Origin of the sequence: Alistipes intestinihominis (assembly GCF_040095975.1) — a bacterium.
Lineage (GTDB): Bacteria > Bacteroidota > Bacteroidia > Bacteroidales > Rikenellaceae > Alistipes > Alistipes senegalensis.
In genome coordinates, this window is record NZ_JBBMFL010000002.1 from 232,242 (window position 1) to 258,061 (window position 25,820).

Consider the following 25,820-nt stretch of genomic DNA (forward strand, 5'->3'; position numbering starts at 1 on the left):
AGACGGAGAAACGTCAGATCGAATCCGTAACCTCCACGGTCAGCGAATCGACCGCCCCGGCGTCCGGAACAGGTTCGGCAGGAACGTCGGATTCGGCGGAAAGTTCAGCCGGAACGTCGAGTTCGGCAGGCGAAATCAGGCGGGAAGGCTCCTCCGTCGGCCGGACACCGTTCAACATTTCGTCGCGCAACACCATCGACCGGAAATTGTCGCGCCGGACAGCCGCCACGACGATGATGACGATCACCGCAACGGCTACGATAATACCAATCAGCTTCTTAATCATTCTTATCCTCCTTTAATATCCCGACGGCACGCACGATCACGTTGTCCACGGGATAGATGTTCGCATAAAACCCGTTGTCCTCCAGCTTCGTATTGCGGCCGATGTAGGCCCGGAGCTGGGCCTCGATCAGCCGGCGCGAGCGGGCGATGTCGCCGTAGCGCGGCGCAACGCCCTTGCGGGCGGCATAACGGACGAAATCGTCAACAAGGGTCTTGTCGCTGTCGAGCAGCGCCTGCAAATCGCCGATGGTCTGCACGGCGTTGAGCGCCTCGCGGTGCCGGTCGGCATACTCGATCGTATAGCGGTAGAGGATGTTGCGTCCCGACACCTCGATGAAATATTTCGTCACATCGGTCGTATCGGCCGGAATGAAGACATCGGGCATGATGCCTCCGCCCCCGTAAACCACCTTTCCGCCCGGCGTCGTCCGTTTCAGCGAATCGGCGAAATGGATGCTGTCGGCCGAGAAAAACTCGTTGTTCTTATACCGATTCCAAATATCCTCCTCGTAGCTCTCGTCGTCGCCGATCGTATAGGGCTTCTGGATCGAGCGGCCGGTAGGCGTGTAGTAACGCGCCGTGGTCAGCCGCAGGGCCGATCCGTCGCTGTACGGAATCTGACGCTGGACGAGTCCCTTGCCGAACGAACGACGCCCAACAATCGTACCACGGTCGTTGTCCTGCAACGCTCCGGCGAGAATTTCACTCGACGAAGCGCTCCCCTCGTCGATCAGCACCACGACCTCCATGTCCTGGGCCGAGCCGTTGCCGTCGGCGTATTCCCGGAGCTGTTCGTGGCGGCGGTCTTCGGTGTAGACGATCAGCTGCCCCTTGTGCAGGAACTCGTTGGCCACGGCGATCGCCTGGTCGAGGAATCCGCCCGAATTGCCCCGGAGGTCGAAGATCAGCTTCGTGACCCCCTCGGCGCGCAGCGAGGCCAGCGCCCTGCGGAACTCGTCGTAAGTCGTCCGGGCGAACTGCCCCAGCTTGACATAACCCACGCCGTCGGCGATGCGGAAGGCCGATTCGATGCTCCGGATCGGGATCACGCCGCGCTCAACGTCGATCGGCACCAGTCCGGAGATGCCCTGCCGCCCGATGCCCAGGTGCACCGTTGTACCGCGCGGTCCGCGCAACATCTTCACAACGTTGTTCTGGGGAATCTTGCGCCCGGCGACCACCGAATCGCCGATCTCGATGATCCGGTCGCCGGCCTTGATGCCGGCCTTGTCGCTGGGGCCCTGCGGAATGACGTTCAGCACGATCACCGTGTCGGTGGCCATGTTGAAGACCACGCCGATACCGTCGAACTCCCCTTCGAGAGGTTCGTTCAGCGCCTGCATCTCCGAAGCGGGGATATAGACCGAATGGGGGTCGAGCTCCTTGACCAGCAGCGGAATGACGTGCTCGGCGAGGGAGTCCATCGACACGGAATCGACATACTGATTCTCGATCAGCGACAGCGTATAGGTCAGCTTGTTCGTGGGCAGCGCCATGCGGCTGAGCATGCCCTTGAGCTGCGAAGTGGTGGAATTGCGTCCCAGATACTGTCCCAGCACGAGGCCCAGGACCACCCCCGCGGCCAGCAGCAGCGGGAAAAGGACGGTGCGTTTCGAATTCTTATACATTATTTGTTCTTAAAGGTATACGTCAGACCGACGCTCAGCAGGGTCCGTGTCTGCACATCGACGTTCTGCGCTCTGTTATAATACAACTGGAAACTCAACGTCGTGGAGAGGTATTTCGTCGCCTTGATGTCGAGCGTATTTTCCCAACGCACCGTGGGATGGATCGGCAGGCGGGGTTTGTCCTTGATATTCTTGTCTCCCGCATTCCACTTCTCGAAAGCCTCCAGATACTTGCTGTAATCGCTGATCTTGTTCCTCTGGCCGATGTCAGTGATCCAGCCGTAAAAAGAAAAGATCGTGGTACGGTAGCGCAGGTAACCCGTCTTGCCGAAAGTCCGGTCGAAGCCGATCTCGATCGACGAACCGCCTTCATATTTCGAGGTCTTGTCGGGGTCCTCGATACCATAGGGATAGGCCGGTTTGATCTCTTTGCCGTCGCCATCGACCTGTCGCATACGAATCCAGTCGCTTTCGGCGAAGGTGGCGTTCAGGGCGAGCGGAGACATGTTGACCGTAATGGGGAATTTCTTCTCGGGACTTTTGTAGGTGATACCCAGCGAAATGTCGAGATAACCCGGAGTCATGAACTTACTCTTGAGGTGCTTTTTCTCCTGCTCGGAGCGCGATTTATAACCGTTGACAAACTGGCTGCGGAACTGGATGATCGAGCCGTAGGACCAGTTCTTGGCCATCTCGAAGGCAGGGTTCACCCAGATAACCAACTCGTCCTGATTCTTGAACCACACACCCTCGCTGTCCATGATCTTGTTCCCGCTTTCATCGACCATAGGCTGACCGTCGGGCCCTATGCGCTGCGTTTCGACCTTCATGCGGTTATAACCCAGCTTGGCATTGAACTTGGTCTCGATGGAAAAGAGGTTCTTCTTGAAGACGTGGCGCAGGTTGAATGTCGCCACCAATGCGATGGAGTTATCACCGCCCGAAACCGAAATCCACGGGTCGTTGTAGGAGGTCAGCGTTCCTTGCAGGCCGCCGCCGAATTCGAGGTAGTTGCGCTCCTTGCGGATAGCGGCACGCTCGGCCTTGTAACGGGCCAGGTTGAAATAATCGACATCGACGGAGGTGGACTTCAGCTTATCCTGGAAAGTCACGCTCTGCTGCTCGGCATTGACCTCGTCGATCGAAATCTGAGCCGAAGCCGGAACGGACGCGAGCAGAAAGGCCGCCAGTGCGAAGATCGGGAAAAGATGTTTCATAGCGAAGCGATTCTATTGATTTTCAATGTACAAATTTATGAATTTATTTATAAAATCCTTAACTTTGTCTGAAAGATAAACTGAAAGAACGAATTATGAAATATTTCGGAGCACACGTAAGCGCCTCGGGAGGTGCGGACAACGCCCCCGCCAATGCGCACGCAATAGGAGCCACGGCTTTCGCGCTCTTCACCAAGAACCAACGTCAATGGGTGGCCAAGCCTCTCACCGCCGGAGAGATAGACGCTTTCCGCAAGGCGTGCGACACCTACGGCTACCGGCCGGAACAGATACTGCCCCACGACTCGTACCTCATCAACCTCGGACATCCCGAGAAAGAGGCGCTGGAGAAATCGCGCGCAGCGTTTCTCGACGAAATGCAGCGCTGCGAACTGCTGGGACTCGATCGTCTGAACTTCCATCCCGGCAGCCACCTGCAAAAAATCACCGAGGAGGAGAGCCTCGACCGGATCGCCGAGTCGATCAACATCGCCCTCGACAAGACCCGCGGGGTGACGGCCGTGATCGAGAACACCGCCGGGCAGGGGTCGAACCTCGGATTCCGGTTCGAACACCTCCGCTATCTGATCGACCGCGTGGAGGACAAATCGCGCGTAGGCGTCTGCATCGACACCTGCCACGCCTTCGCCGCGGGATACGATCTGCGGACCGCCGAGGCGTGCGACGCGACGTTCGCCGAACTGGATCGCGTCGTGGGATTCGGCTATCTGAAGGGGATGCACCTGAACGACGCGATGAAGATACTGGGCAGCCGCGTTGACCGCCACATGCCGCTGGGCGAAGGGATGATCGGCATGGAGTGTTTCCGCTACATCGCCCGCGACGAACGGTTCGACGGCATTCCGCTGATTCTCGAAACCCCGGACGAAACGCGCTGGAGCGAGGAGATCGCCCGCTTAAAAGCATTCGCCGAAGAGGCATAGAAAAAAGGGAGGTTGCGAACCTCCCTTTTTCAGACCCGATCCAGACAATCCCGGATGATCGCTGCGCTTTCGCGGACCTCTTCGTCGGAGATCGTGAGCGGCGGCGAGATGCGGAACGCCGTGTCGCAGAACAGGAACCAGTCGCTCAGGATGCCCGCCTCCTTGAAAAGCTCCATGATGCGGTAGAGCTTCGCCGGTTCGCCCAGCTCGACGGCCAGCAGCAGTCCCGAACGGCGGATCTCCCGCACGGCGGGATGGTCGGCGAGCAGCGACTCGTACAGGGCGCCCTTCGCCTCGACGGTCGCAACCACCCCGTTGTCCAGCAGGTAGTTCAGCGCCGCCAGACCGGCCGCACAGCAGACCGGATGGCCGCCGAAGGTAGTGATATGCCCCAGCACGGGATTCTCCTGCAAGGTGCCCATAATTTCGCGGCTCGAAACGAACGCCCCGAGCGGCATGCCGCCGCCGAGGGCTTTGGCCAGACAGACGATGTCGGGCGTGACGCCGTATTTGAGCATGGCGAACAGTTCGCCCGTGCGGCCCATGCCGGTCTGGATCTCGTCGAAGATCAGCAACGCCCCCACCTCGTCGCAACGCCGGCGCAACGCCTCCAGATACCCCGGCCGGGGAGGCCGGACGCCCGCCTCGCCCTGCACGGGTTCGGCAAGCACGCAGGCCGTGCGGCGCGTGATGCGCTTCAGGTCGTCGAAATCGTTGAACGAGATGGCCTGCACGTCGGGCAGCAGGGGCCGGAACGCCCCTTTCCACTCCTCGCCCTCGGGAGCGCCCATCATGCTCATCGCCCCGTGCGTCGAACCGTGGTAGGCGCGGCGCATGGAGATCATCTCGGTACGTCCGGTATAGCGTTTGGCCAGTTTGAGAGCCCCCTCGACCGCCTCGGCGCCCGAATTGACGAAATAGACGCTTTCGAGCGGCGCGGGCAGCAGCGACACGATCTTCGCGGCGTACTCCACCTGCGGGGTCTCGACCAGCTCGCCGTAGACCATCACATGCATATAGCGCGCGGCCTGCTCCTGCACGGCCCGCACCACGGCGGGATTCGCGTGGCCGACGTTGCTCACCGACACGCCCGCCACCAGATCGTAATAGCGTTTCCCGCCGGGGGTGTAGAAAAACGAACCCTCAGCGCGCGCGACCTCCACCAACATCGGCGACGGCGAGGTCTGGGCCACGTGGGCCAGAAATTGTTTACGCAGAATATCAGCCATTTTCTCCGAATTTTCTTGCAAGTATCGCCCCGGCGTCCTTCACGCTGGCGCGCATCCAGCCGTCGAGCACTTCGGCCTGCGCGGCGGGCGGCAGCTGCCAGCCATCGACCGAACGGCGGACACGCTCCGAAAGCATGTAGATCAGGATGGCCGCCGACGCCGAGACGTTCAGGCTCTCGACCATGCCGCACATCGGGATGCGCAGGAATTCGTCGGCCGAGGCGATCACCTCGTCGGAAATCCCCGCGTGCTCCGTGCCGAAAACCAGCGCGAAAGGCCCCCGGGCGACATCGAAAGTCTCGGGCGTCACGTCCTCGCGGTGGGGCGTGGTAGCCACGATGCGGTAACCCGCCCCGCGGAGCGCGGCGATGGCCTCCGCCGTCGAAGGGTGCTGCCGAACGTCGATCCACCGCTCGGCGCCGCGTGCGATATCGGGATTCGGCTCGAAGGAGCACAAGGTTTCGACGGTGTGCATCTCCTGCACCCCGAACGCCTCGCAGTGGCGGATCAGCGCCGCGGCGTTCTGCCCGTGGTACATGTTCTCGGCCAGCACGGTCATGTAGCGGGTCCGCATGCCGACCGTCTTCCGCAGCACGTCGTAGCGCTCGGGCGTCATGAACTCCCGGAGGCAGGCGATGCGCTTCCCGCAGGGGCCCGACTCGGGGCCGAAATCCGGCAAAGCGTTATTTGCGGTATTTTTCATCGTCGTCGAGGATTTTCAGATAGCTTTCGTAACGCGACCACGCGATCTCACCCGCCTTGACCGCTTCGACCACCGCGCAGCCCGGTTCGTGGGTGTGCGTACAGTTGTAGAAGCGGCAGCCCGGAGCCACGCGCATCATCTCCGGGAAGTAGTGCCAGAGTTCGGCGTCGTCGATGTCCAGCAGTCCGAACCCCTTGATTCCCGGTGTGTCGATCACCGCCCCGCCTTCGGCCAGGGGGTACATCGTCGAGAAAGTCGTCGTGTGGCGGCCCTTGTGATGGCTGTCGGAGATCTCCCCGGTGCGGATGTCCAGCGAGGGGTCGATGGTCTGAATCAGCGTCGATTTCCCGACGCCCGAGTTGCCCGACATGAGCGTCGTGCGCCCCGCCAGCAGCTTCCGGACCTCCTCCACGCCGCGGCCCTCCTTCGCGGAGACCTCCAGCACGCGGTAACCGGCCCCTTCGTACTCCGCGCGGAACTCCGCGACGGCCTCCGCGTCCTGCAAGTCGATCTTCGAAAGCAGAATCGCAGCCGGAACCTTATAAGCCTCGCAGGTCACCAGAAAACGATCCGCGAACTCCTTGGGCGTCTCGGGCGAACGCAACGTCACCATCAGCAACGCCTGATCGACGTTGGCGGCGATGATGTGCGACTCCTTGGAGAGGTTCGAAGCCCGGCGGATCACGTAGTTGCGGCGCGGCACGATGTCCACGATCACGCAGTCGCCGCCGTCGGCCTCGCACACCGCCTCGTCGCCCACGACCACGGGATTGGTTGACCGCACGCCTTTCAGACGCAGTTTGCCCCGGATGCGGCAGCGCAGCATGGCGCCGTCGTGCAGCACGTCGTACCAACTGCCGGTCGCCCGGACCACGGTGGCCGTAAATCTACTCTCCATCGGACGGGGTATTTTCATCCGGCCCTGGCACCTGCCCGCCGACCCACTCCAGGAAGGGGAACACGGCCTCCGAAAGGTGCATGACCGGTTTGTAACTCTTCGATTTTTCGATCGTTTCCGGACCCGCGAGGGTGTAATCCTCGTTCAGATCGTCGAACGCCGAAAAGAGAACGCTCAGCACGAGCAGGTATTTCAACACCGAAACCGCGATGCCCAGCAGCGTGTCGGCGATGCCGAATCCCGCGAAATGGAACAGTTTGCGCACCAGCCGCCCGGCGATCGCCACGACGAGGATGACCGCGACAAGCACCGCGACGAACCCGCCCGCGGCGGCAAAGCCGGGGTCCAGCCGCAGCCATTCGCCGGCCTGCGTGCCGAACTGCGCCGCGAGCCAGATGCCCGCGACGATGCCCGCCAGGGAGCATACCTGCAAAATGAAGCCCTGACGCCACCCGTTCCAGACGGCCAGCGCCAGCACGAGGCAGACGATCAGATCAACAGCGTTCAAAAACAGCGTTCAATTTGTGTCCGTAAAGATACACATTTTACCGAAACAGCCCAAAAAAAGCATACAAAGGACGATTTGGAGACAAGTATACGTGAATATATAAATATAGGTGTCGGTCCTCAGCGTATCACGTCGCGCAGGGTAACATTCAGTGCGTTACAGATGACGCACATGGTTCTTACGGTCAGATTGGTCCTTCCCGCCTCGATACGGCTCAAGTTGGATCTTTCCATGTCGCAGCGGTATGCCAATTCCTGTACGGTCAGACTGCGTTCCTTCCTCAACTCCTTGATCCTCGTAGAGATATAGCGGATCTCGTCTTGATAATCCATTCGCATTCTAAAAATTTGAACAAAAATTTTGCTGTGCAAATTTTTATATATATATTTGCACCATGCGTATCATATATGATACCAACATCGAGCGTCGCAAATGAGTAACAAATTGAAAATTACATGCAAAACACATCTTTATTTCAATCTTTCGTACTATGAAAAACAACTTGTTCAGAAAATTTCTGGCAGTGTTTCTGACCGGAACACTGCTCGGTGCCGTCGGCTGTAAGGATTACGACGACGACATCAACGACCTGAAAGGTCAGATCGACGACCTGAAAGGCAAAATCGAGCTGAAGGCCGACGCTTCTGCACTCAGCTCGCTCCAACAGAAACTCGAAGGTATCAATTTCGACGATTTCGTAAAGGACACCGAACTCGACAAGATGGTCAAGGACCTCGGATACCAAACCGCCGAGGATGTCAAAGCGCTGATTCCCGAAGGAATGAGCACGGAGGACGTGAAAAACATCTTCGATGCCCAGATCAAAGCGCTCGACACGTGGGGCGAGATCGAGTCGAACATCGGCAAGGCTGTCAAAGAATATCTGGCCGGCAGCGAATACACGACCGCCCAGCAGAATCAGATCGTGAACACGATCCTGAAGCAGATCGACCCCACGGCCCAGGATATTAAAACGGCCATCAAGAACGTATTGGGCACCGAGTTCGGCGGTTATATGGAGGAATACATGACCAAGGACGATTTCCGCGGATCGCTGGACGAAGCCGCCGCCGAACTCCTGAAAAAGGAGAACGGCAAACTGGCCGCCGGCATCGCCGAAATGATCTCGTCCGAAGGCTTTCTGGAACAGGCCGGCCTGAAAGAGAAATTCGAAGGCTATGACGCTGCCATCAAGAGTCTGCGCTCGGATGTGGACGCCCTGATCGCCCAGATTCAGTCGCTGGTATACGTTCCCGAAGCATTGGACGGACAAGTCGTCATGGCCGCCTACAAAGTAGGCGATACGGAGCTGGAAAAAGGCGTCGCAACGCTGACCTATCGCGTCACTCCCGCCAAAGCCCTCGACGCAGTCGCCGCCATCTATGCCAAGAACCCCGCCTGCCTCTCGATGATTTCGGAGAAAGTGATCGCCACCCGCGCCGCAGAACCGGCATCGGCTCCTGTCGCCGTAACGGGCTTCCAGGCTGGCGAGAACGGCAAATTCACCGTTACGATCGCTGCCGACAAAGAGACGATGGATGCTTTGGCCGACAACAACAAGAGCGTCGCTCTGGCACTCTCGATCCAGAGCCCGACCAAGGCCCCGGCAGAAGGCGATGCAGATGAAGAAGAGGTCGTTTCGGGTGTTACCAACGACGTTCTGTCCGACTTCGCCGGCGTCAAGTATGAGGCTGCGGCCAAGGAGGTGGCTTTCGCCCTTTACAAAGACGGCGAGGTTTACAGCGACGAAACGATCATGATGCCGTTCAACTCGACGGTGGCTGAGAGCAAGGCAACCCTGCTGAAAGACGTGGAGCTGAAAGCATCGCTCGACGGCGACAACTTCCTGTCGCTGGACGAGGTTTCGAACATCCTCGGTCAGAGGGTTTCGGTCAGCGCTTATAAGGCCACGGTTACCTATACGGATCCTTCGGACGCAGCAGTCACGGGAGACGCCATCAACAAGTTCATCCTCAAGAGCGTCACCGACAAACTGAGCTGGAACGACAAGCTCGCCACGGTGGAGTTCCGCGCAGAGGCCAAATCCTCCGACGTGAAATCGAAGGCCGTATTCGCCCACACGCTGACGATGGCCGTCACCGGCAAAGCCACGACCGCCGAGGTGACCAACCAGACGACCTACCAGATCGCCAACCAGAAAGGCACGACGATCGACTTCGGCAAGCTCAGCAAAGAGTGGACCTACCAGTTCGTCAACGAAGGCGGCAACACGGCCGAGGTCGCTCCTGCGATCAATGCCGATGTATTCGGAGAGGTCGCCATGACGCTCGGCGGCAAACTGCCCGCAGGTGTTACGGTAATCGACATTCTCGGCGAGACTCCGGTGAAGAAAATCACGGACGCCGAGGGCAAGGATGTCACCGCGACTGTCGATGCGGCATTCGAGCCGTTCGTCGGCCAGATCGCCAACGGAACCAAGGTAACCCTGCCCGCAGGCAAATACGCATGGGGCAATACCTACACCGTAGAGTACGTCTACACGCACGAGAACATCGACTACACGCTGACCGGTACGATCGAATTCGGCGCGATACCCCAGAATGTCGAGCTGAGCATCGAGCAGACCATCGGCTATAACGACATTACGAAGACGATCAGCTGGGCTGACCTCTACAAGAAGGTTGCCGCCGGTTACTTCAAAGATGCCGCTGAGTTCGCCTCGGCAGCAACGACCTCCAGCAAGGATGCAAGCGCAAGCAACATGCGTTACGCCGATGCCGAGGACGAGAACGGCGAGTTGATCCCGCAGAACAACCCCGACGGAACCTATATCGAAGTAAATGCCGCGAAGGGCATCGAGGCCCAGATCGTATCGGGCGACATCAAGGCTGCCGGCAACATCTTCGTACAGACCTACGAGCGCGAAACCTGGTATGGCCAGAAGATTAAGACCACGGTAACGACCACGGTAGAGCTCCCCGCATACGAACTGAACTACAACACGCAGTATGTAATCGACGAAAGCGGCAAGAAGACGGTTATCCTCGCCGGCAAGGTCAATGACAGTTTCGTATGGGCATGGGACAACGCCAACCTGCCCGCATACTTCAACATCGTCACGCCGGAGGGAGCGACTCCCGTGGAAATCTCCTACGAGAAAGTATCGGTAGACGGCAAGAACGAAGCCGGCAAAAACGACGTGACGGCGAAATACGCAGCAATCGACGGCGACAAACTCGACTGGACGAACGCTACCCGCGACTACGTCGATCTGAAGGCCGCCATCAAGATCAAGGGCACGAATATCCAGGTCGGCGCAAAAGAGCTCCGCGTACGCATCCAGACCCCGATCACGACGCTGGCTCAGACGAAGGGCATCGAAACGAAATACGTTGCCAACGAAGAGACCGAGATCAATCTGTTCGAGAATCTGGAATTCATCGACGCGAACGGCAAGAAGTGGATCGAATACGACTCGAAGGCAAAAGTATGGAAAGCCGTCGTGGTAAATACCGATGACACCGCTTACGAGGTATTCAAGGCAACGTCGGGCAATACGGCAAGCGCCGGTATCGCATTCGAGATCGTCAAGGCCGAGAACTCGGACAAGAGCGAGACGAAGCTCGACCTGCTCGAAGTCAAGGACAACAAGCTGGTTTACAAGAACAACAGCGCCCTGTTGCAGCTCGACTTCACGGTTACCCTGAAAGCCACCTTCACCTATCAGTACGGCAGCAAGACGGCCGAAACGATCACCGTAACCGTCAAGCACTGAATCCCTTTTCGCGGCCGGTATCGCCATCCGGTGATACCGGCTGCGAAAAGCAATCCCTCCGCAGGGGATGACACCCAAGGAGTTGTTTTTTAGTTAACAAGTTTCACATATATCCCCTGCTTTTTGGCGGACCGAAGAGGCGCGGTCCGCCATTTTTTTGCCCCTGCCGGAACGGCGGCCGAACCGTTGCCGAACACAAACGAAGCCTGTCCGACTACAATCCGATTTGATTTTACGCTCCGTTTGCATTATCTTTGATGTCGTAACGACACTTTTATCGGTCGGGGCGCTTTGCCGCACCGCATGCAATTCGGTTTTGGAGCCCCCCGTTCTTTTCACTATCTTTGTCCCGGACACTAAAAAACAGCCTGCCATGAAACGATACATAGCGATTCTCCTGCTGCTCACGGGCCTCGCCGCAACGGCCCGCGCCCGCGAGGTATTTCCGATCAACGAAGGTTGGCGATTTTTCTTCAAGTCGGAGAAAACCTCCGACAACGCCCGCCACGTCACCCTGCCCCACAGCTGGAACACCGACCCGCTGGCCCAGGGCTACTGGCTCGAAACCACGGGCAACTACCAGAACGGCATGTACATTCCCGCCGAATGGGCCTCGAAGCGCCTGTTCGTGAAGTTCTACGGCGTGCAGTCGGTGGCCGACCTCTTCGTCAACGGCAACTACGTCGGCACGCACCGCGGCGGCGCCACGGCATTCACCTTCGAGATCACCGACAAGGTCCGGTTCGGAACCGACAACGCCATGCTCGTGGTGGTCAGCAACAGCTACCGCGACGACGTGCTTCCGACCTCGACCGACATGAACCTCTACGGCGGCATCTACCGCGAAGCGGAGCTGATCCTCACCGAACGCACGGCCATATCGCCGCTCTACCTCGGTTCGGAGGGCGTGCTCGTGCGGCAGCAGAGCGTGACGCCCGAGAAGGCCGAGGGCGAAGTCGAGGTGCACATCACCTCGAAAGGCGACAACTCCTGCATGCTGAACGTGGCCATCACGGGTCCTGACGGCACCCGCACCTACACCAAACGCCAGCGAGCCAAACTCGACGGCAAACCCGTCGTCGTACCCTTCACCATCGAGAATCCCGCGCTCTGGAGCCCCGACCGGCCGGCGCTCTACACCGTGACAACCACGATCGGCGACGAGGCCGTGACCGACAGCGTCACGGTCCGCACGGGCTTCCGCACGATAGCCGCCAGCACGGCCGACGGACTGACGATCAACGGCGTGCGGGTCCCCGTACACGGAGTGGCGCTCTACCACGACAACGCCCTTTCGGGCGGCACGCTGACCCCGCAGGATTACGACGCCGACCTGCATCAGATCCGCACGCTCGGAGCCAACGCCCTGCGTTCGGCGGTCATGCCCCATGCGCAGTATCTCTACGACCGCTGCGACGAACAGGGGATGCTGGTCTGGGTGGACACGCCGCTGCACCGCTCGTCGTTCCTGGGCGACATGGCCTACTACGCCATGCCGGCTTTCGAGCAGAACGGCATGGAGCAGATGCAGGAGATCATCGCCCAGAACATCAACCACCCCTCGGTGGTGATGTGGGGCATCTTCTCGCGGCTCTGGACCCGGGGCGACGACGTGACGCCCTACATCCGGCGGCTCAACGACGCGGCCCATGCACTGGACCCCTCGCGGCCGACGGTGGCTTGCAGCGACCAGAACGGCGGCATCAATTTCATCACCGACCTGATCGTCTGGCGGCAGGACGTGGGCTGGCGACGCGGCTCGACCGACGACGTGATCCTGTGGCGCAATCAGCTGCAAAAGAGCTGGTCGCACCTGCGCTCGGCGGTAAGTTACGGCGGCAGCGGATTCATCGGCCACAAGAGCTACACGGCGCAGGCCGAACCGCGCTCGAACTGGATGCCCGAAGAGAATCAGACGCGCTTCCACGAAGAGTACGCCAAAAACCTGCAAAACGACTCGCTGTTCTGGGGAATCTGGATCGACAACATGTTCGACTACGGTTCGTCGCGCCGCCCCTACGGGGTCAACGGCGCCGGGCTGGTGACGCTCAACCGCCGCGAATGCAAGGATGCGTATTACCTCTATAAAGCGATGTGGAACCGGGAGGAACCGACGCTGCACATCGTGGACAAACGGCGCCGGCTGCGCGACAACGACATGCAGGCTTTCCGCGTCTACTCGTCGGCCGGGGAGCCCGTGCTGATTGCGGGAAGCGACACGCTGGCCGTGACCGAATACGCCCCGTTCCAGTACCGGACGGATTCGGTGGCCATGCACGGGACGGTCGAGGTAAAAGCCCTGGCGGGAGAGCTGCGCGACAGCGTGACTATTCTTGTCGGCAACGTGCTAAAACCGAAACGGACGCAGGTCCTTCGGCGAACAGCAGGTCTGCAAACGACAAATTAGGAGCGAAGGGCATCCGCTCGGAAAAGACCTGGAAATAGGGCTCGGCGACGAACGCCGGGCCCTCTTTGCGTTTGGGCCGCAGGTCGAGGTCGCCCGGAGCGGCATCGACATAGGATTCGGAGAGAGCCGGCATCGGAACCTTCGCCAGCGAGCACACCGCGTCGAGGAGTTCCAGATTGTAGTCGGCCAGAAATTCCCACTCCCGGCGGTAGAAAGGCTCGAACCGCTCGGCGTAGAAGTCGAAATAGGGCGACGACTTGTAGGAGGCGACCAGCGCGCCCCAATGCTGATGCTGCCAGCGTTTGGAGTAGTCGATGCGCACGTCGCGCACCGGCTGGCGGGGACGGTTGGCATTGCGGACGTGGACGGTGAGTTCCATCACCCCGTCAGCGGCCAGAATCCGCGTCCGGTTGCGCTCCGAACGCTTCACGAAGTGCTCGCCGAGGTCCACGACGCAGCCGCCGCGCACGAGGTGCGTGAAATACTCCACCGAGGGGAGGTATGCGAGGGGTAAAACGGTTGACACAATTAAAAATTAAGAATTAAAATTAAAAATGCCCGTAGCGCGGAACCGGGAGGAAAACGGAATGACTTTCCTTCGCCCTCTGAAACCCGCCTCTCAGGCGGGCGCAGAACCGGACGGAGAGCGTTTCGGAGCAATCGCCCGCCCCCTGAAACCCGCCTCTCAGGCGGGCCAGTCGCCGTTCGCCCGAATCAATTCGATCAGGCGGTCGAGGGCCTCCTCCTGCGGGATGTTGCGCTCGACGACCTCGCGCCCCTTGTAGAGGGTGATGCGGCCCGGCCCGGCGCCCACGTAGCCGTAGTCGGCGTCGGCCATCTCGCCGGGACCGTTGACGATGCAGCCCATGACGCCGATGCGCAGGTTTTTCAGGTGCGACGTGCGCGCCTTGATGTAGGCGAGGGTCTTTTCGATATCGTAGAGCGTGCGGCCGCACGAGGGGCAGGCGATGTATTCGGTATGCGAGAAGCGCACGCGCGCGGCTTGCAGGATCGTCAGCTCGACTTCGCGGACCGCATCTTCCGGGAAGCCCGGCGCGTCGATCCAGATACCGTCGGCCAACCCGTCCAGCAGCAGGGGCCCCAGATCGGCGGCGGCCTTCACGGCGAGGGTCTCCAACGAGGACTCTTCATAGCGGCGCTTTACGACGACCGGTTCGTCGGGGACATCGAGATTCAGGATCGCGGCGCGCAGTTCGGCCGTCGGATTGCCCGACACGGCCTCGATCACGCGGAAGCCCTCCAGCGGCTCGGTATGCACGACGGGCTCCGTCACCCGCGAACGGCGGCGGTATTCGGTCGGGGAGTAACGCTCGGGATGCAGGACCTCGAAACGCCCCGGACGTTCGGAGAAATGCTCCGCGAGGAGCTGCGCCACGGGAATCTCGTTCTCGGGAGCTTCGGTGAGCGACACGCGGATCGTGTCGCCGATGCCGTCGGCCAGCAGCGCCCCGATGCCCACGGCGCTCTTCACGCGCCCTTCGATGCCGTTCCCGGCCTCGGTGACCCCCAGGTGGATCGGATAGTGCATATCCTCGGCGTCCATCGCCTCGACCAGCAGGCGGTAGGCGGCGACCATCACGCGGGTGTTCGACGACTTCATCGAGACGACCACCTGATCGAAATCCCGCTCGCGGCACACCCGCAGGAACTCCATCGCCGAGACGACCATGCCCTGCGGCGTGTCGCCCCACTCGTCGAAGACACGCTTTGCCAGCGACCCGTGGTTGACGCCGATGCGCAGGGCGACGCCCCGCTCGCGGCACTGCTCGATCAGCGCCTCGAACTCGCCGTGGTCCGTGCGGTAGTTGCCGGGGTTGATGCGCACCTTATCGACGTACTTCGCGGCGACGGCCGCGACCTCGGGGACGAAATGGATGTCGGCGACCACGGCCGTCGAAAATCCGTCGGCACGCAGCTGCCGGACGATGTTTCCGAGGTTCTCGCCCTCGCGGCGGCCCTGTGCCGTAAGGCGCACGATATGCCCCCCGGCGCGGTCGATGCGTTCGATCTGCGCCACGCTGGCGGCGGTGTCGTTGGTGTCGGTATTGGTCATCGACTGCACAGCGACGGGGTGTTTCCCGCCGATCGTAACCCCGCCGATGCGCACTTCGCACGCCGGGCGGCGCCTGAATTCCGAAAGATTCATCTGTTTTCCGATTTGCATGCAAAGATAGCAAGGATTTGGCGAACCGCGAAAAAAACGCTATATTTCGAAAAACCAAAATGTCGGCGTCATGAAAGAGAAACTGCTGCTGGCAGCCGCGTCGCTGCTGGGGTTCGCAACGGCCTGCGAAAACAAAAGAACGGTAGACATGTACGGAACCCCGTACTTCGACTACAAGGTCAAGGGCAAAGTGACCGACAAGGAGGGCGCCCCCGTCAAGGGCATCGAGGTCGGCAGCCAGGACGCCGGTCCCGTAACGTCGGGAAGCGACGGCTCCTACGAGCTTTCGGGCAGGGAGTGGTCCTTCCGCCAAACGACGCTGACCTTCACCGACATCGACGGACCGGAAAACGGCGGCGAATTTACCGAAAAGAAAGTGACCGTGGAATTTACCGAAGCCGACCGCACGGGGAAGGGCAAGGGTTGGTACGAAGGCACCTTCTCCCGCTCGGGCGTCGATGCGGCGCTCGAAAAGAAGGAATAAGCGCCCGCAGCGCCTTCCGGAACAGAAAATACGCCCCGGCAGAGCCCGATCGGATTTGTATTGCGTCCGACTTTTCGCATATTTACAGAATACAGGATGCGTCTCGGCAATGCTCAAACAAGTTTGGCATTGCACTCGACTTTCACTATATTTGCCCCGGTGGATATACTCGACAACGATATCAAATTCGTAGCGGGCGTCGGTGAAGCCCGGGCCAAACTCCTCGAACGGGAGCTGGGAATCCGCACGCTGGGCGACATGCTCAGCCACTATCCGTTCCGTTACATCGACCGCACGCGCGTCTACCGCATTTCGGAGATCACCGATGCGGCAGGACTCTCCTACGTCCAGTTCCGGGCCCGCGTGACGGGCGTGGCCTATGCCGGCACGGGGCGCAAACGCCGCTTCACGGCCTTCGTTCAGGACCCCACGGGATCGGCCGAACTGGTGTGGTTCCAGGGCGTCAAGTGGATCGAGAAACGGATCGAGGTCGGCCGCGAATACCTCGTCTTCGGGCGTCCGTCGTTCTACCGCGGCGAGCTGTCGATGGCGCATCCCGAGCTGGAAACCATGGAACAGGCACTTTCGCGCAAGGCCGAGAGCGGCATGCAGGGCATCTACCCCTCGACCGAGAAGCTCGGCAACGTGCTGGGCGCGAAGGGCATGTATCAGATCATCTGCAACGCCTGGGCGCTGGCCAAAGACCGCATCGCGGACCCGATGCCCGAGGCCGTCCGCGCCAAATACGGGCTGATCCCGCTCCGCGAAGCCATCTACAACGTCCATTTCCCCCAGTCGCAGGAGCTGCTGCGGCAGGCCCAGTATCGCCTGAAGTTCGACGAACTGCTGGGCGTGCAGCTCAACATCCAGCAGCGGCGCACCGAACGCCTCGCCAAGAGCAACGGGTTCCTCTTCCCGAAAGTCGGAGGCGTATTCAACACCTTCTACAACGAAAAACTCCCCTTCCCGCTGACCGGAGCCCAGAAACGGGTCATCAAAGAGATCCGGCAGGACACCGTGACGGGATTCCAGATGAACCGCCTGCTGCAAGGCGATGTCGGCAGCGGCAAAACCCTCGTGGCGCTGATGACGATGCTGCTGGCCGTGGACAACGGCTATCAGGCCTGCATGATGGCTCCGACCGAGATACTCGCCCGTCAGCACTTCGCCACGATCTGCCGGATGCTCGAAGGGATGGATGTGAAAACCGCGATCCTGACCGGCGCGTCGAAAGCCAAAGAGCGCCGGACGGCCCTCGAAGGCATCGCCTCGGGCGAGGTGGACATCCTGATCGGCACCCATGCGCTGATCGAGGACCGCGTGCGGTTCGCCAACCTGGGATTCGTCGTCATCGACGAACAGCACCGCTTCGGCGTGGAGCAGCGCGCGCGGCTCTGGACCAAAAACGAACAGCCGCCCCACATCCTCGTGATGACCGCCACGCCGATCCCCCGCACGCTGGCCATGACCATGTACGGCGACCTCGACGTGTCGGTGATCGACGAACTGCCCCCGGGGCGCCGTCCGATCAAAACGTTCCACTACACGGATGCCGCACGGCTGAAACTCTTCGGGTTCATGCGGCAGGAGATCGCCAAGGGCCGGCAGATCTACGTCGTCTACCCGCTCATCAAGGAGTCCGAGGCGATGGACTACAAGGACCTCACGGACGGCTACGAAGCCATCTCGCGGGATTTTCCGCTGCCGCAGTACGTCACGGCGATCTGCCACGGCAAGATGAAGCCCGCCGACAAGGAGGAGTCGATGCGCCAGTTCAAGTCGGGCGAGGCCCAGATCCTCGTGGCGACATCGGTGATCGAGGTGGGCGTCGATGTGCCCAACGCCACGGTCATGGTCATCGAATCGGCCGAACGCTTCGGGCTCTCGCAGCTCCACCAGCTGCGCGGGCGCGTGGGCCGCGGCGGCGAACAGTCCTACTGCATCCTGATGTCGGGCGAGAAGCTCTCGCGCGAATCGCGGGCGCGGCTCGATGCGATGTGCGAGACCAACGACGGCTTCCGGCTCGCGGAACTCGACCTCAAACTGCGGGGCTCGGGCGACATCAACGGCACGATGCAGAGCGGCATGGCATTTGATCTGAAAATCGCCAGTCCGACGGCCGACGTGCAGATACTCACCGTCTCGCGCGAGGCCGCGGCCGAGATTCTCGCTGCGGACCCCGCGCTGGCACATCCCGCCAACCGGGGGCTCGAAGCCCTGAGACGGCGCTACTCGGGCCGCGAAGAGATTGATTTTTCACGTATTTCGTAATATGGAACACCCAACGAACGTTATCCGATCACAAACCGTCAACACAACCCTGTCTTATCTCGTAAAATTCCACCGATGAAACGTTTCCTGACCCTCATACTCCTGCTCGCCGCAGCCTCGCCCCTCGCCGCGCAGCTCTACCATCCGGGCGAACAGCTCTTCTACCGCGTGAGCTACAAGGCCAAGATGTTCCCCAACACGGAGGTCGGCGCCGTGGAGGTCAAGACCTCCGAAGAGAACGCCGACGGCCAGACCCGCTACAAGGTAGAAGGCATCGGCCGCACGTTGCCCACCTACCGCTGGTTCTTCAACCTCGAAGACATCTACACGGTGTGGATCGACACCGCCTCGCTGCGCCCCGTGCGCTTCGAGAGCGACATCCGCGAGGGCGACTACACCTTCCAAAGCTATTACAACTACGTCTGGCCCGACTCGATCATCCACACCCGCTGGCGCAGCCGCAAGAATCCCTTCAACGAAAAGCAGATGCGCCTCACGCAGGAGAGCATGGACCCCATCGCGCTGTTCTTCAGCCTGCGTTCGGCCACGGCCGAGGATTTCCGCGTCGGAGAGCCCGCCACCCTGCAAATGGTCCTGCAAGACACCATCCGCCACCTGCACTACCGCTATCTGGGGCGCGAGAACAAGAAGATCCGCAACATGGGACGCTTCCGGACGCTGAAATTCGAATGTCAGCTGGGAACCACCGAGGGATATTCGTTCACCGACGGCACGATCTTCACGATCTGGATCTCCGACGACGAGAACAAAATCCCGCTCTACATCGAATCGCCGGTCAAGGTCGGCAGCATCAACGCCTACATTTCGGGCTACAAGGGGCTCAAATATCCGGTGTCGAGCCTGATGAAATAATTTTTTTCGTATATTAGCGGAACGAAAGCGAAGAAAAGCAACTCAACTTTTATGGAAAACAGACAGGGATACGACCCTTCGGAATTCGAAGACGACGATTACATGAACCCGCAGCCCGATGCCGGGAAGTCGATCCGCGGCTACCGCATCGTCATCATCATCCTTTCGGTGATCCTGGTGGCGATCTCGGTGCTCTATTTCAGCATCCACCGCCAACAGATGCTCGACAACGAACTGTTGCAGGCCGACCGCGATTCGATCCAGAACGACCTGGGACGCCTGATGACTGACTACGACGAACTGCAAATCTCGAACGACTCGATCTCCGCCGGGCTGAACTTCGAACGCGAACGCGCCGATTCGCTGATGACGCGCCTCAAGAAGGAGCGTTCGTGGAACCTCGCCAAGATCAAACAGTACGAGAAGGAGGTCGGCACGCTGCGCTCCATCATGAAGGGCTACGTGAAGCAGATCGACTCGCTCAACACGCTCAACAAACAGCTCATCAAGGAGAACGTCGGATTCCGCAAGGAGATATCGTCGGCCAGACTGCGCGCCGACATGGCCGAGGAGAAGGCCGCCGAACTGGACAACAAGGTCAAGGTGGGTTCGGTGCTCCGCGCCCGCGACATCCGCCTTGCGGCCCTCAACGACCGGAGCAAACCCGTATCGAGGGTCAAGAGCGCCTCGCGCCTGCGCGTGGACTTCGTGCTCGCAGCCAACGAACTGGCCACGCCGGGCAACAGGGCCGTCTACGTGCGCATCACCTCGCCCGACGGCTATGTGCTGACCACCGAGGCGATGCCGACCTTCGAATTCGAGGGCGAACGGCTGAGCTACTCCGCCATGCGTGAGATCGACTACCAGAATCAGGACCTCGAAGTGGGCATCTATTACAACTCGACCGGATTCGCGGCCGGAACCTACCAGATCCAGCTTTACAGCGACGGCCGCCTGATCGGCCAGACGCAGGTGGTGATGAAATAGCCCCACAGCGACAGGCGCAAAAAAGGGAGGCTTTCCGCGGAAAGCCTCCCTTTCTTATCGTCCGCCCGATCAGCGGATGCCGTGTTTCTTCAGAACTTTCAGCAGCTCGGGTTGCAGGTTCTGCGCCCAGCGCCAGTAACCCAGGTCCGAGGGGTGCGTGCCGTCGGCCGAAGTGACGTGATCGGTGCCCGTAAGACCGGCCTTGTCGATGAAATAGACGTTCTTGAAGCGTTTCACCGCCTCGGCCATCTGCTGCCGGGCCATCGCCTGCTTGGCGGCCTCGAATTCGTCGCTCTCACGGTCGAAGTTGCGGCTCTCGCGGTAGATCGTCTGCACGAAGATCAGCGGCGTATCAGGCAGAGACTCCCGGATTCGCGCGATGAAGGGGATCAGCCGCTCGGCGATCATCTCGGCTCCGGGATTCGAGAAGGCGTCGAAGACCATCGCATCGGCATCCTTCACGTCGGCGAGGTAGTCGGCGAAATAGGGCTGGAGCTTGCAGTTGCCGCTGCAAGCGATGCTGCAAAAGTAAAGCCCCGTATTGCGGGCGATCTGCATCGGGTAGCTCATGCCCGAACGGCTGGTGCTGACGCCGTGCGTGAAGCTCGAACCGAAGATCACGATCTTGTGGCGGAAGGGATTTTCCATCGGCACGATCTTCGCGTCCGCATCCACGCCCACCTGCAACGAAGTCAGCTCGTTGTAGTTGGGCAGGTAGAGCAGGCACTCTTTCTCGGAGCCGTCCATCCCCTTGATCAGCGTGAACGCCTCGCCGCGTTTGCGGGGAGCGCGCGAGGAGGCGTACACCCACTCGCCGCCCTTGCGGATGTAGAGGTCGAAGCCCTCCGAAGCCACCCGCGGAGTGCTGGAGCCATTATAGACGAACGAGGTGTACTCGGGCAAGAGGTCGATGCGCGAAGAGTTGGTCTTGAAGACCAGCGCCAGACCCGCAGAACAGCGCACCTGCTGGTTCTCGGACTTGGTGAAGCCCTTGTAGACGACCGTGTCGATCCGGTGGTAGGGCTGCGACGTAGGCTGGGCCTTGCCGATCAGATTCAGGGTAGTGGCATCGACGAACCGCACCTGCGCGGCCGCCGCCCAGACCGTCAGCAATGCGACGGAGAGTAAAAAAAGACGTTTCATCGTTTAGAAATTCAGGTTTGTCGGTTAATCTATTCGAAAAAAAGGGCGAAGTCCTCGAACCTCGCCCTTGCGGGAACGGCCGTAGGGCCTATTTCGCAGCTTCCTGCCAGATCAGCGCCGAAGCGCCGAGGATGGCGGCGTTCTTGCCCTGAATACCGCTCGGAAGCAGTTTCACCTTGTTCTTGAAGACGAAGAGCATGTTCTCCTCCATGTACCACTGCGTCGGGTCGAAGAGCAGTTTGCCGGCCTTCGAAAGACCGCCGAAGAGGAAGATCGCCTCGGGCGAAGTCACCGTCACCACGTCGGCCAGCGCGCGGCCCAGCATCTCGCCCGTGAAGCGGAACGCCTCCAAAGCGATGGGGTCGCCCTGCTCGGCGGCCGCCGAGATCATCGAGGCGTCAAAATCCTCGAACGCAATGCCCCGCAGCTTGCTGGGAGCATTCATCTTGGCCATCAGCTCGAACGCCGTGCGCTTGATACCCGTCGCCGAAACGTAGGTCTCCAGGCAGCCCTTGCGTCCGCAGCCGCACTCGCGGCCGTCGCGCTCGACGATCACGTGGCCGAACTCCCCGGCGAAGCCGTCGTGGCCGTAGATCATCTCGCCGTTGGCGACGAAACCCGAACCGAGCCCCGTGCCGAGGGTGATCATGACAAAGTCCCTCATGCCCTTGGCATTGCCGTAGATCATTTCGCCGATCGTGGCGGCGTTGGCGTCGTTGGTGATGATCGTCTTCGCGCCGTCGAAGTGCTTCGAGATGTCGGCCGCCAGCGGGAAAATGCGGCGCGACTCGTCGGGATCGGGCTCATCGGGCCTGAATTTCCAGAGGTTCGCCGGATTCTCGATCGTACCTTTGTGATAATTGGCGTTGGGAGCGCCGATGCCGATGCCGGCCAGTTCGTATTCGAACGAAAGGCTCTGGGCCATTGCGCGCATGGCGTCGCAAAGCTCCTCGACATAAGCCGGATAGTCGTCCACATGGGGATATTTGCGGGTCGAAATGACCGATTCGGCATAGAGGTCGCCGTTCTCGTCAACGAGACCGAACGCGGTGTTGATGCCGCCGATGTCCACACCGATAGCGAGTTTTTTCATATCGGGATTCAAATTAAAGTTGAGTTTTATCTTGTCAAAGTTAATTCAAAATTCGGCTACTCCAAACTTTTTTCCTACTTTTGGGACATATTCAGGTCGAAAAACACTACCCGGATCATGCAAAGCAACGAACAGATACTTTCCGCCATCGAGAATTACCTCGCCCAGGCCGACTTCCCGGCCGAACCCGAACTGTTGTACGCGCCCATCGGCTATTCGCTGGCCGGAGGCGGCAAACGCCTGCGGCCGATGCTGCTGATGCTCGCCCACGGCATCTTCTCCGACGACATGCAGCAGGCGCTGCCCGCAGCCGCGGCGGTCGAGGTGTTCCACAACTTCACGCTGCTGCACGACGACATCATGGACAACGCCGCCGTGCGGCGCGGCAAACCCTCGGTCTATGCCAAATGGGGCCAGAACGTGGCCATCCTCTCGGGCGACGCCATGCTGATCTACGCCTACCGCCTGCTGAGCACCGTTCCGGCGAAACAACTGCCGCAGGTGCTGGCGACGTTCAACGACATGGCCCTCGAAGTGTGCGAGGGGCAGCAGTACGACATGGATTTCGAGCAGAAGGCCAAGGTCTCGGTCGTGGAGTACATGCACATGATCGAGTTGAAGACCTCGGTGCTGCTGGCCGGAGCCGTGGCGATCGGCGCCATGCTGGGCGGCGCCTCCGAGGAGGACTGCCGCAAACTGCGCCGCTTCGCCGTCGAACTGGGGCTCGCCTTCCAGTTGCAGGACGACCTGCTGGACAGCTACGGCGACGAGCGGCTGGGCAAGGCCATCGGGGGCGACATCCTCGAAGGGAAGAAAACCTACCTGATGGTCACGGCCATGAGCCGCGCGGACGAAGCCACGCGCGAAATACTGCGCACGGCCTGCCGCGATCCGAAGCTCGGCAGCGCCGAGAAGATCGCCGCCGTGAAGGCCGTTTACGACCGGCTGGAGGTGCCGCGGCTCACGGAGCAGCAGATTTCGCTGCGCTTCGAACGGGCGCTGTCGATTCTCGACACCCTCTCGGTGGAACCCGCACGGACCAAGCGGATGCGCGACTACGCCGCGAGCCTGATGGGACGCAAAAACTGAGCGATGAAAAACCTCCTCGCCATACTCCTGCTGTTTTCGGCGCTCTCCGCCGCAGGGCAGGCACGGCCGGAGATCACCCTCGACCTGATCCGGCAAAAGGACCTTTCGATGCTCTGGACCGGACCGCTGCCGGAGATCGACCGCTTGGATACGACCTCGCTCCCGTGGGTCGATCGGCCCGAACCGCTCGGATATATCGGCAAGGATTTCCGACGGTTCCGGATACATATCGCCGCCATCCGCCGATCGGGAACCGATCCGCTGACATACGTTCTGAGCGGCGCGACGCTCGCCAAAGGCAACGTCTGCGATTTCGAAGGGGAGCTGCACATAGACTCCCTCGTCACCTGCCTCTCACCGGGCGAATTCGACGAATGGGGCGGGATTTACGGAGGATGGCGCCTGAAAGGGCATTACACCCTGCGCGAAGACCCCGAACAGCCGGGCGCGGGGGTGTTCGAAGGCACCCACACCCTCGACATCGCGGTCGATCGGGCCGGCAACATCTATTACGACACGCTGATGCTGGTCGCCGACGGATACCGCAACAACCAGTGGCAGGGAACCTGGCGCAGCTACAAAACCGGTGCGGCGAAGGTGTGCAACTGGGGCGACTGGCGGATTCCCGAAAGCGGCGGACTGGACACCGGAGCCGGGGAGTTCATCCCGGCCGACGAATACCTCGGCAACGGCTGGCAAAGCTACCGCGACCAGTTCGACCGGGACGAATCGGTCCGTGCGAAGGCCCTTCGGGAAGAGCGTCCGGGCTGGTGGCTCTGTTACTATTGAAAACGATGAAACGTTCGGATATCGAAATAATGGCTCCCGTCGGGAGCTACGAATCGCTCGCGGCCGCCATTCAGGCCGGAGCCGACGCCGTCTACTTCGGGGTCGGGAAACTCAACATGCGCTCGGCCTCGGCGGCCAACTTCACGCTCGACGACCTTTCGAAGATCGTCGCCACGGCCCGCGGGGCCGGCGTGAAAAGCTACCTGACGGTCAACACCGTCGTCTACGAGGACGAGATCGCCGAGGTGCACGCCGTGATCGACCGGGCCAAGGCCGCCGGCGTCGATGCCGTGATCGCCTCGGACCTGGCGGCGATCCTCTACGCCCGGCGGATCGGGCAGGAGGTGCACATCTCCACCCAGTGCAACGTCTCGAACTCCGAGGCGGTTCGGTTCTTCGCCCAATGGGCCGACACGGTGGTCCTGGCGCGCGAACTGACGCTGGAACAGGTGGCCGAAATACACCGGAAGATCGCCAGGGAGGAGATCCGCGGTCCGCGGGGCGAGCTGGTTCAGATCGAGATGTTCGCCCACGGCGCCCTGTGCATGTCCGTTTCGGGCAAGTGCTACCTCTCGCTCTACGAAACGAACTGCTCGGCCAACCGCGGCGCGTGCCGCCAGCTGTGCCGCCGCAAATACACCGTCACGGACAAGGAGACCGGTGCGCAGCTCGACATCGACGGACGCTACGTCCTCTCGCCCAAGGATCTCTGCACGGTCGATTTCCTCGACAAGATGATCGCGGCGGGGGTCCGGGTCCTGAAAATCGAGGGACGCGCCCGCGGTGCGGAGTACGTCAGGCGCGTGGTCGGGTGTTACGACGAGGCGCTCCGGGCCCTCGAAGCCGGAAGCTACACCCCGGCGCTGGCCGCAGAGCTGAAAGAGCGGCTCCGGACGGTCTTCAACCGCGGGTTCTGGGAGGGCTACTACGCCGGACGCCCCGTTGTGGAGCACAGCCCGGCCTACGGATCGTCGGCCACGCAGCGCAAAGTCTACGTGGGCAAGGTGGTGAACTTCTACAAAAAGCTCTCGGTGGCCGAAGTGCTGGTCGAGGCGGCGCCCCTGAGCGTCGGGGAGCCGATCTTCTTCCTCGGGGCCACCACCGGCGTCGCCGAGCAGACGCTCGAAGAGCTGCACGGCCCCGACAGCTCGCCCGCCGATTCCGTCGCGCAGGGCGAACTCTGCGCCATCCGCACCCCCGGCGTGATCCGCCGCGGCGACCAGCTCTACAAATTCGTTCCGGCGGACAAGGTCTGAAACCCGGCGGGAATTCGCCGGACCGCATGCGATTCGGCTTTGCTTCCGTCCGGCTTTTTCGTACCTTTGGGGGCCGTAACGGCCTTTTTAATTAT

22 protein-coding genes are annotated in these 25,820 nt (G+C 60.8%); 10 read left to right on the plus strand and 12 right to left on the minus strand.

Features of this window, described 5'->3' with window-relative positions; translation table 11 throughout:
• Window positions 1-13: 13 nt before the first annotated feature.
• The 3 genes from WMO46_RS02520 to WMO46_RS02530 are packed head-to-tail and all read right to left on the minus strand — an operon-like array spanning window position 14 to window position 3,130.
• A complete protein-coding gene (locus WMO46_RS02520) occupies window positions 14-286 on the minus strand; it encodes a hypothetical protein (RefSeq protein WP_349093726.1) in 273 nt (90 codons plus the stop codon).
• Window positions 279-1,913, minus strand: coding sequence for a S41 family peptidase (locus tag WMO46_RS02525; RefSeq protein WP_019151692.1), 1,635 nt, complete (start codon window positions 1,911-1,913; stop codon window positions 279-281). Before WMO46_RS02525 ends, WMO46_RS02520 begins: the two co-directional genes overlap by 8 nt.
• On the minus strand, window positions 1,913-3,130 hold the full coding sequence (locus WMO46_RS02530; protein WP_129651323.1) for a DUF3078 domain-containing protein: 1,218 nt from the start codon (window positions 3,128-3,130) through the stop codon (window positions 1,913-1,915). Before WMO46_RS02530 ends, WMO46_RS02525 begins: the two co-directional genes overlap by 1 nt.
• A 95-nt stretch (window positions 3,131-3,225) precedes the next feature.
• Here WMO46_RS02530 and nfo point away from each other — a divergent pair, with 95 nt between their 5' ends.
• Window positions 3,226-4,074 carry a deoxyribonuclease IV gene (gene nfo / locus WMO46_RS02535; RefSeq protein ID WP_129651321.1) on the plus strand — a complete coding sequence of 283 codons (849 nt, stop codon included), beginning with the start codon at window positions 3,226-3,228 and terminating at the stop codon, window positions 4,072-4,074.
• Window positions 4,075-4,103: 29 nt separating this feature from the next.
• On the opposite strand, the gene WMO46_RS02540 is transcribed toward nfo, so the two are convergent.
• From WMO46_RS02540 to WMO46_RS02560, 5 genes are all read right to left on the minus strand, one after another.
• Entirely contained in the window at window positions 4,104-5,303 is a 1,200-nt protein-coding gene (locus tag WMO46_RS02540; protein ID WP_019151695.1) for an aspartate aminotransferase family protein, read from the minus strand.
• Complete coding sequence (locus WMO46_RS02545) at window positions 5,296-6,006, minus strand: TrmH family RNA methyltransferase (RefSeq protein WP_276714977.1); 711 nt, start codon at window positions 6,004-6,006, stop codon at window positions 5,296-5,298. The genes WMO46_RS02540 and WMO46_RS02545 overlap by 8 nt, the downstream gene beginning before the upstream one ends.
• Window positions 5,987-6,904, minus strand: a complete 918-nt coding sequence (gene rsgA, locus WMO46_RS02550; RefSeq protein ID WP_349093727.1) for a ribosome small subunit-dependent GTPase A — start codon at window positions 6,902-6,904, stop codon at window positions 5,987-5,989. The genes WMO46_RS02545 and rsgA overlap by 20 nt, the downstream gene beginning before the upstream one ends.
• Entirely contained in the window at window positions 6,894-7,412 is a 519-nt protein-coding gene (locus WMO46_RS02555) for a CvpA family protein (protein ID WP_196017074.1), read from the minus strand. The genes rsgA and WMO46_RS02555 overlap by 11 nt, the downstream gene beginning before the upstream one ends.
• A 119-nt stretch (window positions 7,413-7,531) precedes the next feature.
• A complete protein-coding gene (locus tag WMO46_RS02560; protein ID WP_019151699.1) occupies window positions 7,532-7,750 on the minus strand; it encodes a helix-turn-helix domain-containing protein in 219 nt (72 codons plus the stop codon).
• A 152-nt stretch (window positions 7,751-7,902) separates the two neighbouring features.
• On the opposite strand from WMO46_RS02560, the gene WMO46_RS02565 reads away from it, so the two are divergent.
• Both WMO46_RS02565 and WMO46_RS02570 read left to right on the plus strand, forming a co-directional pair.
• On the plus strand, window positions 7,903-11,148 hold the full coding sequence (locus tag WMO46_RS02565; protein ID WP_349093728.1) for a hypothetical protein: 3,246 nt from the start codon (window positions 7,903-7,905) through the stop codon (window positions 11,146-11,148).
• Between the two features lie 373 nt (window positions 11,149-11,521).
• Window positions 11,522-13,555, plus strand: coding sequence for a glycoside hydrolase family 2 protein (locus WMO46_RS02570; RefSeq protein ID WP_302987017.1), 2,034 nt, complete (start codon window positions 11,522-11,524; stop codon window positions 13,553-13,555).
• Here WMO46_RS02570 and WMO46_RS02575 read toward each other — a convergent pair.
• Both WMO46_RS02575 and ispG read right to left on the minus strand, forming a co-directional pair.
• Window positions 13,476-14,081, minus strand: a complete 606-nt coding sequence (locus WMO46_RS02575; RefSeq protein ID WP_242493148.1) for a WbqC family protein — start codon at window positions 14,079-14,081, stop codon at window positions 13,476-13,478. The genes WMO46_RS02570 and WMO46_RS02575 overlap by 80 nt on opposite strands.
• A gap of 159 nt (window positions 14,082-14,240) precedes the next feature.
• Window positions 14,241-15,722, minus strand: a complete 1,482-nt coding sequence (gene ispG, locus WMO46_RS02580; RefSeq protein ID WP_207209338.1) for a (E)-4-hydroxy-3-methylbut-2-enyl-diphosphate synthase — start codon at window positions 15,720-15,722, stop codon at window positions 14,241-14,243.
• An 88-nt stretch (window positions 15,723-15,810) separates the two neighbouring features.
• Here ispG and WMO46_RS02585 point away from each other — a divergent pair, with 88 nt between their 5' ends.
• The 4 genes from WMO46_RS02585 to WMO46_RS02600 all read left to right on the plus strand — a co-directional run bounded on the left by WMO46_RS02585 (window position 15,811) and on the right by WMO46_RS02600 (window position 20,355).
• Complete coding sequence (locus WMO46_RS02585; RefSeq protein WP_019151704.1) at window positions 15,811-16,224, plus strand: radical SAM-associated putative lipoprotein; 414 nt, start codon at window positions 15,811-15,813, stop codon at window positions 16,222-16,224.
• Between the two features lie 159 nt (window positions 16,225-16,383).
• Complete coding sequence (recG, locus tag WMO46_RS02590; RefSeq protein WP_196017654.1) at window positions 16,384-18,495, plus strand: ATP-dependent DNA helicase RecG; 2,112 nt, start codon at window positions 16,384-16,386, stop codon at window positions 18,493-18,495.
• 75 nt (window positions 18,496-18,570) lie between these two features.
• Window positions 18,571-19,368 carry a DUF3108 domain-containing protein gene (locus tag WMO46_RS02595; protein WP_349093729.1) on the plus strand — a complete coding sequence of 266 codons (798 nt, stop codon included), beginning with the start codon at window positions 18,571-18,573 and terminating at the stop codon, window positions 19,366-19,368.
• A 51-nt stretch (window positions 19,369-19,419) separates the two neighbouring features.
• On the plus strand, window positions 19,420-20,355 hold the full coding sequence (locus tag WMO46_RS02600) for a hypothetical protein (RefSeq protein WP_019151707.1): 936 nt from the start codon (window positions 19,420-19,422) through the stop codon (window positions 20,353-20,355).
• Window positions 20,356-20,424: 69 nt separating this feature from the next.
• Here the strand turns inward: WMO46_RS02600 and WMO46_RS02605 are convergent, their stop codons facing one another.
• Window positions 20,425-21,498, minus strand: a complete 1,074-nt coding sequence (locus WMO46_RS02605; protein ID WP_278965269.1) for an SGNH/GDSL hydrolase family protein — start codon at window positions 21,496-21,498, stop codon at window positions 20,425-20,427.
• Window positions 21,499-21,586: 88 nt separating this feature from the next.
• Window positions 21,587-22,591, minus strand: a complete 1,005-nt coding sequence (locus WMO46_RS02610) for an ROK family protein (protein WP_026076721.1) — start codon at window positions 22,589-22,591, stop codon at window positions 21,587-21,589.
• A gap of 117 nt (window positions 22,592-22,708) precedes the next feature.
• Between WMO46_RS02610 and WMO46_RS02615 the strand changes: the two genes are divergently transcribed.
• The 3 genes from WMO46_RS02615 to WMO46_RS02625 are packed head-to-tail and all read left to right on the plus strand — an operon-like array spanning window position 22,709 to window position 25,725.
• Entirely contained in the window at window positions 22,709-23,680 is a 972-nt protein-coding gene (locus WMO46_RS02615) for a polyprenyl synthetase family protein (protein ID WP_129651303.1), read from the plus strand.
• A gap of 3 nt (window positions 23,681-23,683) precedes the next feature.
• Complete coding sequence (locus WMO46_RS02620; protein ID WP_196018215.1) at window positions 23,684-24,469, plus strand: hypothetical protein; 786 nt, start codon at window positions 23,684-23,686, stop codon at window positions 24,467-24,469.
• A 5-nt stretch (window positions 24,470-24,474) separates the two neighbouring features.
• The gene (locus WMO46_RS02625) at window positions 24,475-25,725 is read left to right on the plus strand and encodes a peptidase U32 family protein (RefSeq protein WP_349093730.1); all 1,251 of its coding nucleotides are present in this window, start codon (window positions 24,475-24,477) and stop codon (window positions 25,723-25,725) included.
• Window positions 25,726-25,820 lie beyond the last annotated feature (95 nt).

Excerpts from the sequence above, each read along its gene's own strand:
- WMO46_RS02615 (WP_129651303.1), top strand. The coding sequence starts at position 22,709 with ATGCAAAGCAACGAACAGATACTTTCCGCCATCGAGAATTACCTCGCC.
- WMO46_RS02565 (WP_349093728.1), top strand. The coding sequence starts at position 7,903 with ATGAAAAACAACTTGTTCAGAAAATTTCTGGCAGTGTTTCTGACCGGA.
- WMO46_RS02540 (WP_019151695.1), bottom strand. The coding sequence starts at position 5,303 with ATGGCTGATATTCTGCGTAAACAATTTCTGGCCCACGTGGCCCAGACC.
- WMO46_RS02560 (WP_019151699.1), bottom strand. The coding sequence starts at position 7,750 with ATGCGAATGGATTATCAAGACGAGATCCGCTATATCTCTACGAGGATC.
- WMO46_RS02570 (WP_302987017.1), top strand. The coding sequence starts at position 11,522 with ATGAAACGATACATAGCGATTCTCCTGCTGCTCACGGGCCTCGCCGCA.
- WMO46_RS02530 (WP_129651323.1), bottom strand. The coding sequence starts at position 3,130 with ATGAAACATCTTTTCCCGATCTTCGCACTGGCGGCCTTTCTGCTCGCG.
- WMO46_RS02605 (WP_278965269.1), bottom strand. The coding sequence starts at position 21,498 with ATGAAACGTCTTTTTTTACTCTCCGTCGCATTGCTGACGGTCTGGGCG.
- WMO46_RS02620 (WP_196018215.1), top strand. The coding sequence starts at position 23,684 with ATGAAAAACCTCCTCGCCATACTCCTGCTGTTTTCGGCGCTCTCCGCC.
- nfo (WP_129651321.1), top strand. The coding sequence starts at position 3,226 with ATGAAATATTTCGGAGCACACGTAAGCGCCTCGGGAGGTGCGGACAAC.
- WMO46_RS02600 (WP_019151707.1), top strand. The coding sequence starts at position 19,420 with ATGGAAAACAGACAGGGATACGACCCTTCGGAATTCGAAGACGACGAT.
- rsgA (WP_349093727.1), bottom strand. The coding sequence starts at position 6,904 with ATGGAGAGTAGATTTACGGCCACCGTGGTCCGGGCGACCGGCAGTTGG.
- WMO46_RS02595 (WP_349093729.1), top strand. The coding sequence starts at position 18,571 with ATGAAACGTTTCCTGACCCTCATACTCCTGCTCGCCGCAGCCTCGCCC.
- WMO46_RS02585 (WP_019151704.1), top strand. The coding sequence starts at position 15,811 with ATGAAAGAGAAACTGCTGCTGGCAGCCGCGTCGCTGCTGGGGTTCGCA.
- WMO46_RS02610 (WP_026076721.1), bottom strand. The coding sequence starts at position 22,591 with ATGAAAAAACTCGCTATCGGTGTGGACATCGGCGGCATCAACACCGCG.
- WMO46_RS02525 (WP_019151692.1), bottom strand. The coding sequence starts at position 1,913 with ATGTATAAGAATTCGAAACGCACCGTCCTTTTCCCGCTGCTGCTGGCC.
- WMO46_RS02545 (WP_276714977.1), bottom strand. The coding sequence starts at position 6,006 with ATGAAAAATACCGCAAATAACGCTTTGCCGGATTTCGGCCCCGAGTCG.
- WMO46_RS02520 (WP_349093726.1), bottom strand. The coding sequence starts at position 286 with ATGATTAAGAAGCTGATTGGTATTATCGTAGCCGTTGCGGTGATCGTC.
- WMO46_RS02625 (WP_349093730.1), top strand. The coding sequence starts at position 24,475 with ATGAAACGTTCGGATATCGAAATAATGGCTCCCGTCGGGAGCTACGAA.
- ispG (WP_207209338.1), bottom strand. The coding sequence starts at position 15,722 with ATGAATCTTTCGGAATTCAGGCGCCGCCCGGCGTGCGAAGTGCGCATC.